The following is a 13,327-nucleotide window of genomic DNA, read 5'->3' as shown; positions in this document are numbered from 1 at the left end:
CGCTTTCAGGAAGCTCTTTCCCCTCCTGCGCAGGGCGGCGTCGCCAGCTTCACCCTTTCAGCAGATCCAAATCATCCAGATTGACCGTGCGGCGATTTCGATAGACCGAAATCACCAGGGCCAGCCCCACGGCGACCTCGGCGGCCGCCACGGCGATGACAAACAATGCAAAAATTTGCCCGTCCAGATTCTGGGCGGGAGCTGCGCCATAGCGCCAGAAGGCGATCAAATTGATGTTGGCGGCATTCAACATCAGCTCAATGCCCATCAACACCGCGATGGCGTTGCGCCGCCCCAACGCCGCAAACAAACCACAGCTGAACACAAACGCCGCCAGAATCAGATACCAGGTTAGAGGAACCATGTTCGCCGCCTCTTGTCGATTGCTCGCAAATGTAGGAGTTTCGCCTCAATGCAATGATCGTTTCTCTGCGTCGCTTACTTGTAATCGCGGGCGAGCACAATGGCGCCGGCCAAAGCCACCAACAACAGCATCGCCAGCAACAGGAATGGGACGACGTACTCGTTGACAAAGGCGCGGCCCAACCCCGCAATAATTTCGTGACCTTGCGAAATAGGCTCCCCCACCGCAGGCCACGGAACGCTGGAGACGATGCCCACCAACACCAAGAAGGTGAGGCTGGTGATGATCGCCGCCGTGCCCCACTGGCGATTGCGCGGCGAGGTTGCGCCGAACATCATGCCGCGCGTCAACATGATGGCGAACGTGATCAAGGTCGAGATGGCGCCGACGTAGATCAGCACCTGGCTGACGCCGATAAATTCAGCCTCGGCGATGATGTACACGCCGGCCGCTCCGAAAAAGGCCGCCACCAACCCGAGCGCGCTGTGGAAAAGGTTGGGGGCAAGCACGACGACCAGCGCGCCCAAAACGGTGAGGACGGCGATCATGGAAAAGATCACCTGTTGCACAGTCGGCAATGGAAAAGGCAATTCCGGCATCTTCAGATCTCTCCCCTTAGTCACCCGATGACGATTGAACAGGCTGCATCGTGCCGATCAGAGACCTGGGCGCAAACGCCCGCTTCGAGCGCACCTGCTCGCGTTCGAAGTAGGAGCCAAGGATATTGAGCACGGCCACCACGACGGCAATATTGGCCGCCAGCAGAAGCGCGTAGTTGATCCAGATCGGCAAAGGCAACTTCATAATGATCATCTGCGCAGTGATCAGCGCCAGCGCCAAAGGCACCAACACCTTCCAGGCGAACTGCATCATTTGGTCAATACGCACGCGAGGGAATGTCCCCTTGATCCATTGAATCACAATGTAGACCAGGAACGTCTTCGCCAAAAAGTAAATTGGCCCCAACAGAGGAATCTGCGCTGCGAAGGGCCCTTGCCAACCTCCCAGGAAGAGCACAACGGCGATTGCGCCGAGGAAGAAGCTGTTCAGGAACTGCGCCAGGAAGAACATGGCGAATTTCATGCCCGAGTACTCAATATGGAAACCGGCGATCAGTTCAGACTCCGCCTCGAGCAGGTCAAACGGCGTCTGCTCGGCTTCGGCCAACGCAGCGATCAAATAGATCAGAAAAGCGCCGGGCAACAGGAAGATAAACCATCCAATCCCCAAATTGATCGGCCCTAAATACAAAGACTGCGCCTCGGAAATGCGCTGCATGCTCATCGAACCCACCAACAACACGGGCGCCAACATGGCGAGCACCATCGGAATCTCGTAGCTGAGCAGCTGCGCCACCACGCGAAAACCGGCCAACAACGCATACTTGTTGTTGCTGCCCCATCCCGCCATCAGCGCCGCCATGATGCCGAGCGAACCCAGGGCCACAAGATAGAGCACCGCCACATTCAAATCGGCGCCGATCAAGGCGGGGCCGAACGGAATCACCGCCAGCGCCATCAACACACCCACCACGGACAACACCGGCGCCAGCAAATAAGAAATCTTATCTGCGGAGGCCGGCGTAATGTCTTCTTTGGAGAGCAACTTAAGCGCATCCGCAACCGTCTGGAACAGTCCATAGGGGCCGATGCGATTCGGCCCGATGCGATCTTGAATGCGGCTGATCACCTTGCGGGTAATCCAGATCAGCAACAAGGCGAGAATCAGGGCTGCGTTCGCCAGAATGAACGCACCAATAAAGTAGGTGACGCCTTCAACCAGCCAGCTTAACTCTTGGGGCGCACCCAAATCATACTGAAGCTGAATCAGCGCATCGCTCCAATTCATACGAGATCCTCCACGTCGAGCGTCGGCTCAGGCGATTACGTCCATTCCAGCGCGCCTTTGCGCCACTCCAGAAAAAGGCCCAACAACAAAATGATCACAAAGGTGACCGCCGCAATGACCGAAAAGAAAGAAAGGTCGGCGTACGCCACCGCGATCGGGAACAGGAAAATCACCTCCACATCGAAGATCAAGAAGATCAAACCGATGAGGTAGTATTGCGCCCGAAACTGAACCCAGGTGTCCCCGATCGTCTCAACGCCAGACTCGTACACATCCGTCTTGATCGGATCCGGGCGTCGAGGCCCCAGAAAATGCCCCAGCACAATGGCGGCCACTGGAATGACCACGGCGATTGCGCTGAGAATCAGGACGAATCCCCATTGACTGAGCATGAAGACGCTCCTCCTGCGTGTTGCCCTACTGCGTGTTTACGACAGGATTGTGTAGAAAATAACAAATCGCACGAATGTTAGCACAGACCTGAAACGATCAGGAAAATTTCAGCGCGTTGAATGCGTATTTTGAGCACACTTTATTGATTGCTCGTCTTGTTCGTCAGGCGATTCAGACGCTGCGTTCCAACCCCTATGGATGTGGCGAACGGATGTATGAGGTGAACGCTCTGATTGTAACATAACCCTCTCTGCATCAACAAGACGCCGCTTGACGTCGAATTTCGCCGGCAAGTTGCGTCCACCTTTCTCTCCCACAACATCGTTCGTGCAACGTTTCACAAGAAGATACGTGTATAGTTGACACCAACCAATGCGCCATGTTAGACTTTTCACGCATTTACGATTTACCGTGTTTAACTTCAATGTATCGTTTGGCTTCAACGCGTTGTTTAACTTCAGTATGTTCATGACCTGCCTGCATCTCTGCGTCGGATGCAATTCTAATCAGGCGCACCCAGACGTTCGACGCATGTGCTGCAAATCAGGATTGTTGCATGAGGCGCTGTCTGCATTGTGCAAAATCTGCATAGCGCGACAGCGCACATTCAGCAAGTTGTTCGTCAAGCCAGATCACTGCATCGATTAAGGATTTCATCCAATGGCGCAAGAGTATCTCCCTTTGCTGATTTTTGTAGTCATTGCGACAATTTTCGCCTTCATCGCCATCGGTCTTCCCAGCCTCCTGGGCCCAAAGCGCAAAAACGAGCAAAAGCTCGAACCCTATGAATCCGGCATCATCCCCTTCCATGACGCCAGACGCCCTTTTCCGGTGAAATATTACCTGGTGGCGATGCTGTTCATCCTGTTCGACATCGAAGTCATCTTTCTTTTTCCCTGGGCAGGCGCCCTTATCCCGTTGCGAGATACTTACGGATTGTTCGTGGCCCTGGCGCCGATCGGCTTTTTCTTACTGATTTTGATCCTCGGCCTGGTTTATGAATGGTCTAAGGGCGCGTTGGATTGGGAATAAGGAGCTACTATGGGTCTTGAAGAAAAACTGCCCGAAGGCATTATCACCACGCAGCTAGAAGCGCTGGTCAACTGGAGCCGTGAAAACAGCACATGGCCGTTGCTCTTTGGTCTGGCCTGCTGCGCCATCGAGATGATTGCCACCGGCACTGCCCGGCATGACATCTCTCGCTACGGCTCCGAGCTATTCCGAGCCAGCCCGCGGCAGGCGGACTTGATGATCGTCTCCGGTCGCGTCAGCAACAAGATGGCGCCGGTCATCAAACGTCTCTACGATCAGATGTCCGACCCCAAGTGGGTGATCGCCATGGGCATCTGCGCCAGCGCCGGCGGCCCCTTCAACAATTACGCCATTATCCAGGGGGTGGACAAGATCATTCCGGTCGATGTGTACGTGCCGGGCTGTCCGCCGCGACCGGAGGCGCTGCTCTATGCGCTCGACAAGCTGCGCGCCAAACAGGCGAAGGACACCTTCCGCACCTACGCCGCCCGGCAAGCAACGCCATCGTCCACGCAACGAGGTGAGATTGAATCCCTGGAGGCGCTGCGCCAACTGCAGCCAGCCTGATTCGAGGAGAACACTATGCTCGACGTCGCTCCACGCGTGCGCCAATATGAGATATTGCCCAGCCTCCAACCGCCGGGAATTCCGGCGGTTGCGCCGTTGCCCACCGGCGAGAGTGAAGACACCCGACGCATCGCCGAACGCTTCGGCGACGCCGTTCTCGCCGCCGGCCTTCACCATGGTCAACAAGTCGTCTACATCAAGCCAGAGCAACTGGTTGCACTGGCGGAATTCGCCAAAACCGATCCGCACCTTCGCTATGAGACGCTGATCGACGTTTCCGCCGTCGACCGCTCTGAGCTTCCTGTGAGTGACCACCGTTTTCATACGGTCTATCAGTTGCGCTCCTACTCGCGCAAACAGCATCTGATGATCGTCTGTCCGCTCGACGACGGCGACGAGCCGACGGCGCCCAGTCTAACCGGCGTCTACAGCGGCGCCACCTGGCCGGAGCGCGAGGTGTGGGACCTGATGGGCATTCGTTTCGCCGGTCACCCCGATCCTCGCCGCATCCTTATGCCGGAGAACTGGCCCAACCATCCCCTGCAAAAGCAGGTTCCGCTCGGCGGCGAAGAAGTGCCCTTCACCCTCACGTGGGAAGACCCGGAGTTCGAGTCGTTGGGCAAGCAAATCCTGGAGGCCAAAAGCGCCCCGCCGAAGCTGCCACCCGGCATGAGCCTCGAGCACATGGTCATCAACCTGGGTCCCCATCACCCCAGCACCCACGGCGTGCTCCGTCTGGTGGTGGAGCTAGACGGCGAGACCGTCGTCAATGTGGACGCCGATCTGGGCTATCTGCACAGCGGTTTTGAGAAGACAGGTGAAAACAAACGCTATAAAGATTTCGTCTATTACACCGACCGCATGGACTATCTCACGGCGATGAGCAATAACCTGGGCTATTGTCTCGCCGTGGAAAAGCTGCTCGGCGTTGAAATCCCGCCGCGCGCGCAGGCGCTGCGCGTGATCATGGCGGAGCTGCAGCGCATTGCGTCCCACCTGTTCTGGCTTTCGACCCACGTGCTGGACGTCTCCGGCACCGGCATGTCGCTGCTGATGTACGCCACGCGCGAGCGCGAGCGCATCCTCGATCTCTTCGAGATGGTGTGCGGCGCCCGCCTGACCGTCGGTTACATGCGCATCGGCGGCGTCTCGCGCGACATCCCGCCCGCCTTCCTTCCTCATTTGGAAGAGTTCTTGAAGATCATGCCGGAGCAGATCGACGACTACGAACGGATGCTCACGCACGGCCCGCTCTGGTCGGAACGTTTGATCGGCATCGGCAAAATCACGCGCGAGGAAGCGCTCGACATGGGTCTCACCGGCCCTATGTTGCGCGGCAGCGGCGTGGACTGGGACCTTCGTCGCGATGCGCCTTACAGCGGCTATGAGAACTATGACTTCAAGGTGCCGGTGGCCAACGAGGGCGATTGCTATGCGCGCTATCTCGTGCGCATGGAAGAGATGCGGCAAAGCCTGCGCATCATCCGTCAGGCGGTCGACAATCTGCCCGACGGTCCCTACCGCGCCGAAGATCGCAAAATTACGCCGCCGCCTCGCGCCGAGCTCGACATCAGCATGGAGGCGCTCATCCATCACTTCAAGCTGATGACCGAAGGCTTCCACGTTCCGCCTGGCATGGCTTACCAGGGCATTGAATCGAGCAAGGGCGAGCTGGGCTTTTTCATCTACAGCGACGGCACCGCCAGACCCTACCGTCTACACGTGCGCGGGCCGAGCTTTAACAACCTGTACGCCATCAGCAAGATGAGCAAAGGCCACATGCTCTCGGATGTGATTACCAATATCGGCTCGATCGATATCGTGTTGGGAGAGGTGGACCGCTAGGCCCCTCCTTATTTCTCAAGGTTGAACGCCATGATGCTATCCGAATCTGTTCGCAACGAAATCAAGAAGTGGATGGACCTTTATCCCGCCGGAAGGCAGCGCTCGGCGATCCTGCCGGCCCTCTATGTGATTCAGCGCGAGTTCGGCTACTGCCCGGTGGAGGCGCAGAATGAGCTGGCGGAAATGCTGGAGCTTGAACCCGCAGAGGTGGGCGCCGTCGTCGACTTCTATCACATGCTCCACACGGAGCCGAAGGGAGAATATCACGTCGAGGTCTGCACCAACGTCCCTTGCATGCTGCGCGGGGCCGGTCAGTGCATGCGACACTTTGAAGAAAAGCTGGGCATCCACCACGGCGAGACCACGCCCGACGACCGCTTCAGCCTCGATCACATGGAATGCCTTGGCTCCTGCGGCACCGCGCCGATGGTCTCCATCACCGAACGCAAGACCGGCCGAATTCGCTACTTTGAAGAGCTGGACTCCGCCGAAGATGTGCAGAAGGTGATCGATCTGGTCAACAGCGGCAAGGCCTTCACCACGCTCGAGCGCTGGACGCCCGAAGGCGATCCCAAGCTCACCGGCAAGGCGGCCGGGCCCTATCGCGTCGGCGGGATGGAGCCGCGCTTCCTGACTGCGCGCGTAGGCAAGAAGGACAGCCACAAGATCGAGACTTACATCGCCGACGGCGGCTATGAAACGGCCAGGCGCGTCCTCACCACAATGAAGCCTGAAGAGGTCGTCGAGCAGGTCAAAGCCAGCGGCATTCGCGGTCGCGGAGGCGCTGGCTTCCCCACCGGCATGAAGTGGAGCTTTCTGGCGCCGGCCATGCCGCATTACCTCGTCGTCAACGCCGACGAGTCGGAGCCCGGCACCTTCAAAGATCGCATCATCATGGAGTACGACCCGCATCAGCTGATCGAAGGCATTATCCTCAGCGCCTACGCCATCAAGGCGGAGCTGGCCTTCATCTACATCCGCGGCGAATATTACTTCGCTTACACGCGCCTGGTCGATGCAATCAAAGAGGCGCAAAAGAAGGGCTTCCTGGGCGAAAAGATCTTCGGCACGGATGTCAACCTGCGCATCGTCGTGCATCGAGGAGCAGGCGCTTACGAATGCGGCGAAGAGACAGCGCTGCTCACCAGCCTGGAAGGCTACCGCGGCCATCCGCGCATGAAGCCGCCCTTCCCGGCCGTCGAGGGGCTTTACGGCAAACCGACCATCGTCAACAACGTGGAGTCGATCGCCAACGTCACCCACGTCATGCGCCACGGCGTCGAGTGGTATCGCAGCTTTGGCACCGAAAAATCGCCCGGCATGCGCATCTTCTGCCTGAGCGGCAACGTGAAATATCCGGGGCTGTATGAGCTGCCGCACGCCGTCCCGCTCCGCGAGCTGCTCTACAAATACGGCGGCGGACCTCAGTTTGACGAACATCCCTTCAAAGCGGTGGTGCCCGGCGGCCTTTCGATGAAGATCCTCAGCGCCGACCAGCTCGATACGCCGCTCGACTACGAATCGGTGCAGGCGGCCGGCTCGATGCTCGGCTCGGCCGGCGTCATCGCCATCGACGACAGCCAGTCGATGGTCAAGGTGGCGCGGCGCACGCTCAGCTTCTACCGCGAGGAAAGTTGCGGCAAGTGCACGCCCTGTCGCGAAGGCACCGGTTGGCTGGAAGACATTTTGCTGCGCATCGAAAACGGCGGCGGCCGCATGAAGGACCTCGACTTGCTCGAGCGCATCCCGAAGTTCATCACCGGCAAGAGCTTCTGCCCCTTCGGCGATGCGGCGGTGTGGGGCTTGCAGAGCAACCTTGCCAAATATCGCGCCGAGTTCGAGCAGTACATCGCCATGACCAATCCGGAAGAGGAGCCGCCCGTCATCCCGATTCGACCGATCTATCGTCCCGATGTGGGCGCTCCGAGCGTCGCGCATGACAGCGCGCTGGAGATCGAGGGCGAATCCCCCTTGAACCGAGACACGCCGATCCTCGTGACCGGCGACTGAATAATTCAAGCGCCACATTGACATGATGGATTGCAGCGAGGAAACGTGTAATTCGTTGAGTGAACTTTTTCCTGAAGGGAAAGCGGACTGACCCATGACTGAACTTGTAACGCTCACGATCGACGACCGTCAGGTCACGGTGCCCAAGGGAACGCTGGTCGTGGACGCCGCCGCCAAGGTCGGCATCGAGATACCGATCTTCTGCAGCCATCCCAAGCTCGACCCGGTGGCCTGCTGTCGCATGTGTCTGGTCGAAATCTCCGGGCCGCGCGGCATGACGTTGCAGACCGCCTGTTCGGTGCCGGTGGCGCAGGACATGGTGGTGCGCACAAATACACCTCAGGTGAAGGAAGTGCAGGAGGCCAACCTCGCCTTCATCCTGCTCAATCACCCGTTGGATTGTCCGATCTGCGACAAAGGCGGCGAATGTCCGCTGCAAGATCAGACGATGCGCTTTGGCCCCGGCTTGAGCCAATTGGTGGAGCCAAAGCGGACAAAGAATAAAAACTACCTGATCTCTGACACGATTGTGCTCGATCAAGAGCGCTGCATCCTCTGTTGGCGCTGCATCCGCTATCTGGAGGAATGGGAAGACAAACCGCAGCTTGCGCTTTTCCAACGGGGTGGGGAAACGCTCATCGATATTCAGGACGGCAAGCCGGTCGACGCCAAAACCAGCGGCAACATCATCGACATCTGCCCGGTCGGCGCCCTGACCAATCGCGTGGCGCGCTTCGCCTTCCGTCCCTGGGAGATCGAGCGCACGCCGAGCATCTGCACCCAGTGCTCGATGGGCTGCAACCTCCGCATCGACACGCGCACCCACAAGCTGCGCCGCGTCATCGGCCGCGAAAACATGCAGGTCAACGACCAGTGGATCTGCGACAAGGGGCGCTTCGCCAATGCCTGGGTCAACCACGAAGAGCGACTGACCACGCCGCTCGTGCGCAAGAACGGCGAGCTGCAGCCCGCTTCCTGGAGTGAAGCGCTCGGCCTGGTGGCGGATCGCCTGCAAGCCATCAAGCAGCGCCACGGCGCCGACGCCATCGGCGCCATCGGCAGCGCCAAGCTCTCCAACGAAAGCAACTATCTGTTGCAGCGCTTCATGCGCCAGCTCATCGGCACGAACAACATCGACCATCGCGACGGCGGTGACGTGGCGGCGCTGCCCACCGGCGTGCCCGCCCTGGCCGACGTGATGAAGCCGCAATACGGGCCGGATCCGAAACACGATGTGATCCTGCTCGTCGGCATCGATCCCAGCGAGGAAATGCCGGTGCTCGACCTGCATCTGAAGCGGGCGGTGCGACGCGGCAAGGCGACGCTCGTCATCGTGCATCCGCGCCGCATCGAGCTGACGCGCTACAACGGCCCCTTCTTGCAAGCGAACCCGGGGACGGAGGTCGCCCTGCTGAATGGCCTGCTGCGCGCCCTCACCGAGGCGAAGGAAGACACAAGCTCCGACGCGCACCAACTGGTCGCAAACATCAAGCTGCAGGAAGCGGAGAAAGTCTGCGGCGTGGCGGCGGAAGAAATCAATAAGGCGGCCGCAACATTGGCCGGGGCGCAAAATCCGCTCATTCTCTACGGGCCGATGGTGGCGCGCGGAGAAGCGGGCGTGCAAGTGCGTCAGGCGTTGATCAACCTGGCGCTCTATTTGGGTAAGCCGGAAAATCTGGCCTACGTGGGGCTGGAGGCGAACAGCCAGGGTTGCCGCGACGTCGGCCTGTTGCCTGACCGGCTTCCCGGCCATGCCGCGCTCGACGACCCGACGGCGAACGAGTTACTGAGCAGGCTGTGGGGCTGCACGCTGCCCACCCGCGCCGGTAAAACCTACAAACAGATGCTCGATGCGGCGGGAGGCGACATCAAGGCGCTTTACATCATGGGCGCCAACCCGGCCAGCGAACGGCCGACATGGGCCGAACAGCTGGACAAACTGGAGTTCCTGGTCGTGCAGGAGCTCTTCCTGACCGAGACGGCGGCCAAGGCCGACGTGGTGTTACCGGGGGTGAGCTGGGCGGAGCAGGACGGCACCTTCACCAACCTGGAGCGCCGCGTGCAGCGCGCGCCCAAGGCGTTGGGCAATCCGCACAGCAAGGCTGCGCCGGATTGGATGATCCTCGATCACCTGGCCACCTATTTCGACGCACAATGGGGGCACGCCAACGCTCAGGCGGTGACGGCGGAGATCACACAGGCCGCGCCGATCTACAACGGGTTGACCTGGGAGGCGCTCGGCGACCAGGGCCTGCAATGGAATCCAGCAGAGCACAGCTACGTGCGACCCGACATGCGCTATGCGCCCGCCGTCCAACCCGAGCTGTCCGAATCGGAAAGCGGCTTGAGGCTGGTCACCGGAACAGTGCTTTACGATGGCGGCGACCTCTTCCGCTTGACCAAACAGATGAAAAACATGGCCTTCGGCGCCGAAGTGCGGCTGAACCCGGCGGATGGCGAGAAGCTCGGTGTAACGGAGGGCGAGAGCGTGACCGTGCGCAATACTTACGGCGCGCTCGAGCTGACGGTTAAATTCGACGCCACCGTCAAGCTGGGCGTGGCGTGGATTCCGGAGAGCCTGCCCGGGGCGCCGGTCGGGGCTTTGTTGAACGGCAGCGCAATTGTCAACGTGCTCATCGAAAAATAGAGATTTGAGATCAGGCGACAGGATGAACGGGAATTGAGTCAAGTGGGTGATTCAGGCTTTGTGCATCAAACAGCCCTTGAAGCGCACGAAGTCAACCACCCTCTCAATCCCGTTATTCATCCCCCTGATCTCTCATTGCTGTCAAAACTCCAGGTGCATTTATGGACTGGTTTGAACTAATCGTCATCCCCACCATTCGGTCGCTGGTGCTGATCGTCGTGCTGTTAACCGGCTTTGCGTACCTGACCTGGTACGAACGCAAGTTGCTGGCGCGCTTTCATGTGCGCTACGGCCCCAACCGCGCCGGCCCCTTTGGCCTGCTGCAACCCGTGGCCGACGCCGTGAAAGCCGTCTTCAAGGAAGAGGTCATTCCCAACCACGTCGATAAGGCGGTCTATGTGCTGGCGCCGGCGCTGGCGCTGATTCCGGCCCTGATCATCTGGGCGGTCATCCCGATCGGCAAAGGCTTCCCGGCGGTGGCCGATGTGCCGATCGGCTTTCTCTGGATTTTGGCCGTAGCGGGCATCGAGAGCTACGGCGTGATCCTGGCGGGCTGGAGCAGCAACAACAACTATTCGCTGCTCGGTGCGTTGCGCTCGTCGGCGCAGATGATCTCCTACGAACTGCCGCTGGGGCTGTTCCTGATCAGCATCCTGTTGTTGGCGGGCGACTTCAGCCTGGTCAACCTGGTCGAAGCCCCGCGCGCCTGGTGGGAATGGATCTGGCTGTGGATCATGTTCCCGCTCTTCTTCATCTGCATCCTGGCGGAGACCAACCGCAGCCCCTTCGACCTGCCGGAGACCGAAAATGAGCTGGTCGCCGGCTTCCAGACCGAATACGGCGGCATCAAGTTCGCTCTCTTCTTCATGGCCGAATACATCAACATGATCACGACGAGCGCGATCATGGCTACGCTCTTCTTCGGCGGCTATCGCCTGCCCTTCGGCATCGGCGGCGAGATCATGCCCTGGCTAGGGCCCTTCATCCTGGCCGGCAAGGTCGTCGTGCTGCTCTTCCTCTTCATTTGGGTGCGCGCCAGCCTGGGGCGCCCGCGCTACGATCAGTTGATGCGCTTCTCCTGGAAGACGTTGCTGCCGATCAGCCTGGGCTACATGATCGTTACGGCGTTGTTGGTGGTCTTTTTCAAGTAAGGAAGGAAACGGCATGGCACTGCGAGATTTACTGAAAGGCGCAGCCGAGATCGGCAAGGCGATGGGCGTGACGCTCAAGGCGCTCATGGAAAAACCGGTGACGGTGGAGTACCCACGCGATCCCGTGCCGCTCTATCCTCGCTTCCGCGGCAAGCATGAGCTGCGCCGGTACGAGAACGGCCTGGAGCGCTGCATCGGCTGCATGTTGTGCGAGGCGGCCTGCCCAACCGGCGCCATTTACGTCGAGGCGGCGGAAAACGATCCAGAGCATCCGATCTCTCCCGGCGAACGCTACGCCAAAGTTTACGAGATCAACCTGTTGCGCTGCATCTTCTGCGGCGACTGTGAAGAGGCATGCCCGACCGAGGCGATCGTGCTCGGCCACGATTTCGCCATGGCAAGCTACGACCGCCGCGATTTCATTCTGACCAAAGAACAGTTGCTCAATCCAGGCGATCCGTATGTCGTGATTCGCCCAGAATAAAAATTCAGTGGAATGCGGATCCTGCGGATGCAGCGCATTTTCATCGATTGAGTCCGCAATCGTCCGTCACATTCGCGTCATCCGCGTTGAATTCATGAAGTGAGTGGCCTATGGACTTCGCAATGATCTTCTTCATCCTCGTCGGCGCGTTGAGCGTCGGCGCCGCAGTGGGCGTCGTCACCAGCAAAATCGCAGTGCACAGTGCGCTCTTCCTGCTCGTGCACTTCGCCACGCTGGCGATCCTTTACGTCACGCTGAACGCACAGTTTCTGGCGGCGGCGCAGGTGATCATTTACGCCGGCGGCATCGTGATCCTGATTCTCTTCGTGATCATGTTGATCGGCTCGGGACCGATGGAGACGCGCGCCGCCTACCGCTCGTGGGTTCCCTACGCCGGCCTGGCATTGGGCATATTGATGCTGGCCGGCGTCTCCTTGACCCTGCTGCAGGCGCCAGCGACGCCGATTGACCCGGAGGCCAACCAAGGCGGCGTGCCGATCGTGATCGGCCTGACGCTTTACTCACAGAACATTTTGCTCGTGCAGCTGGCGGCCATCCTGTTGTTGGTCGCCCTGATCGGCGCGCTGCTGCTGGCAAGACGACCGAAACCCGAAGAATCTCCAACCTCCAATCTCCGCTCTTGAGATTGAAGACCAAGCATTCTGGAGGAAGAACGCGTGGTTCCCATCAACTACTATCTCATCCTGAGCGCCATCATCTTCACCATCGGTGCAATTGGGGTGCTGAGCCGACGCAACGCGCTGATCATCATCATGTGCGTGGAAATGATGCTCAACAGCGTCAACCTCACGCTCATCGCCTTCGCAGGACAATGGAACAATCTCGTCGGTCAAATTTTCGTCTTCATGGTGATGGCCGTAGCCGCCGCCGAAGTCGCCGTCGGGCTGGCGATTTTGATCGCTCACTTCCACCTCTCTAAATCGACCAACATCGACGACGTGAATCTGATGAAATGGTGAACAGCT

The 13,327-nt window shown here is 59.3% G+C and carries 13 protein-coding genes and 1 pseudogene; 10 read left to right on the top strand and 4 right to left on the bottom strand.

Annotated features, from left to right (window positions below; translation table 11 throughout):
- Nucleotides 1-49 precede the first annotated feature (49 nt).
- From nuoK (Q0367_RS08365) to Q0367_RS08350, 4 genes are all read right to left on the bottom strand, one after another.
- Entirely contained in the window at nucleotides 50-364 is a 315-nt protein-coding gene (gene nuoK / locus Q0367_RS08365) for an NADH-quinone oxidoreductase subunit NuoK (RefSeq protein ID WP_297630314.1), read from the bottom strand.
- 74 nt (nucleotides 365-438) lie between these two features.
- Nucleotides 439-963, bottom strand: a complete 525-nt coding sequence (locus Q0367_RS08360) for an NADH-quinone oxidoreductase subunit J (protein ID WP_297630318.1) — start codon at nucleotides 961-963, stop codon at nucleotides 439-441.
- 16 nt (nucleotides 964-979) lie between these two features.
- Nucleotides 980-2,212, bottom strand: coding sequence for an NADH-quinone oxidoreductase subunit NuoH (gene nuoH / locus Q0367_RS08355; RefSeq protein ID WP_297630321.1), 1,233 nt, complete (start codon nucleotides 2,210-2,212; stop codon nucleotides 980-982).
- A gap of 35 nt (nucleotides 2,213-2,247) precedes the next feature.
- The gene (locus Q0367_RS08350) at nucleotides 2,248-2,604 is read right to left on the bottom strand and encodes an NADH-quinone oxidoreductase subunit A (RefSeq protein WP_297630324.1); all 357 of its coding nucleotides are present in this window, start codon (nucleotides 2,602-2,604) and stop codon (nucleotides 2,248-2,250) included.
- Nucleotides 2,605-3,265: 661 nt separating this feature from the next.
- Here Q0367_RS08350 and ndhC point away from each other — a divergent pair.
- The 10 genes and pseudogenes from ndhC (at nucleotide 3,266) to nuoK (Q0367_RS08305) (ending at nucleotide 13,321) form a co-directional block, all read left to right on the top strand.
- Nucleotides 3,266-3,637, top strand: coding sequence for an NADH-quinone oxidoreductase subunit A (gene ndhC, locus Q0367_RS08345; protein ID WP_297630327.1), 372 nt, complete (start codon nucleotides 3,266-3,268; stop codon nucleotides 3,635-3,637).
- A gap of 9 nt (nucleotides 3,638-3,646) precedes the next feature.
- Entirely contained in the window at nucleotides 3,647-4,204 is a 558-nt protein-coding gene (locus Q0367_RS08340; RefSeq protein ID WP_297630329.1) for an NADH-quinone oxidoreductase subunit B, read from the top strand.
- 15 nt (nucleotides 4,205-4,219) lie between these two features.
- Nucleotides 4,220-4,762, top strand: a pseudogene (locus Q0367_RS21060) (NADH-quinone oxidoreductase subunit C); the annotation flags it as partial.
- A gap of 111 nt (nucleotides 4,763-4,873) precedes the next feature.
- Nucleotides 4,874-6,049, top strand: coding sequence for an NADH dehydrogenase (quinone) subunit D (gene nuoD / locus Q0367_RS21055; protein WP_363325845.1), 1,176 nt, complete (start codon nucleotides 4,874-4,876; stop codon nucleotides 6,047-6,049).
- Between the two features lie 30 nt (nucleotides 6,050-6,079).
- Nucleotides 6,080-8,059 (top strand): NADH-quinone oxidoreductase subunit NuoF, encoded by a 1,980-nt coding sequence (gene nuoF / locus Q0367_RS08330; RefSeq protein WP_297630334.1) that lies wholly within the window; start codon nucleotides 6,080-6,082, stop codon nucleotides 8,057-8,059.
- 94 nt (nucleotides 8,060-8,153) lie between these two features.
- On the top strand, nucleotides 8,154-10,706 hold the full coding sequence (gene nuoG, locus Q0367_RS08325; RefSeq protein ID WP_297630336.1) for an NADH-quinone oxidoreductase subunit NuoG: 2,553 nt from the start codon (nucleotides 8,154-8,156) through the stop codon (nucleotides 10,704-10,706).
- A gap of 161 nt (nucleotides 10,707-10,867) precedes the next feature.
- Complete coding sequence (gene nuoH / locus Q0367_RS08320; RefSeq protein ID WP_297630339.1) at nucleotides 10,868-11,857, top strand: NADH-quinone oxidoreductase subunit NuoH; 990 nt, start codon at nucleotides 10,868-10,870, stop codon at nucleotides 11,855-11,857.
- Nucleotides 11,858-11,870: 13 nt separating this feature from the next.
- Nucleotides 11,871-12,341, top strand: coding sequence for an NADH-quinone oxidoreductase subunit NuoI (nuoI, locus tag Q0367_RS08315; protein ID WP_297630342.1), 471 nt, complete (start codon nucleotides 11,871-11,873; stop codon nucleotides 12,339-12,341).
- Between the two features lie 110 nt (nucleotides 12,342-12,451).
- Nucleotides 12,452-12,985: an NADH-quinone oxidoreductase subunit J gene (locus Q0367_RS08310; protein WP_297630345.1), complete on the top strand. Its 534-nt coding sequence runs from the start codon at nucleotides 12,452-12,454 to the stop codon at nucleotides 12,983-12,985.
- A 33-nt stretch (nucleotides 12,986-13,018) separates the two neighbouring features.
- Nucleotides 13,019-13,321 (top strand): NADH-quinone oxidoreductase subunit NuoK, encoded by a 303-nt coding sequence (nuoK, locus tag Q0367_RS08305; protein ID WP_297630348.1) that lies wholly within the window; start codon nucleotides 13,019-13,021, stop codon nucleotides 13,319-13,321.
- Nucleotides 13,322-13,327 lie beyond the last annotated feature (6 nt).

It is taken from the genome of uncultured Caldilinea sp. (assembly GCF_937128415.1).
GTDB lineage: Bacteria > Chloroflexota > Anaerolineae > Caldilineales > Caldilineaceae > Caldilinea.
The sequence above is the reverse complement of the archived record's forward strand: the minus strand, read 5'-3'. Positions and strand labels throughout refer to the sequence as shown.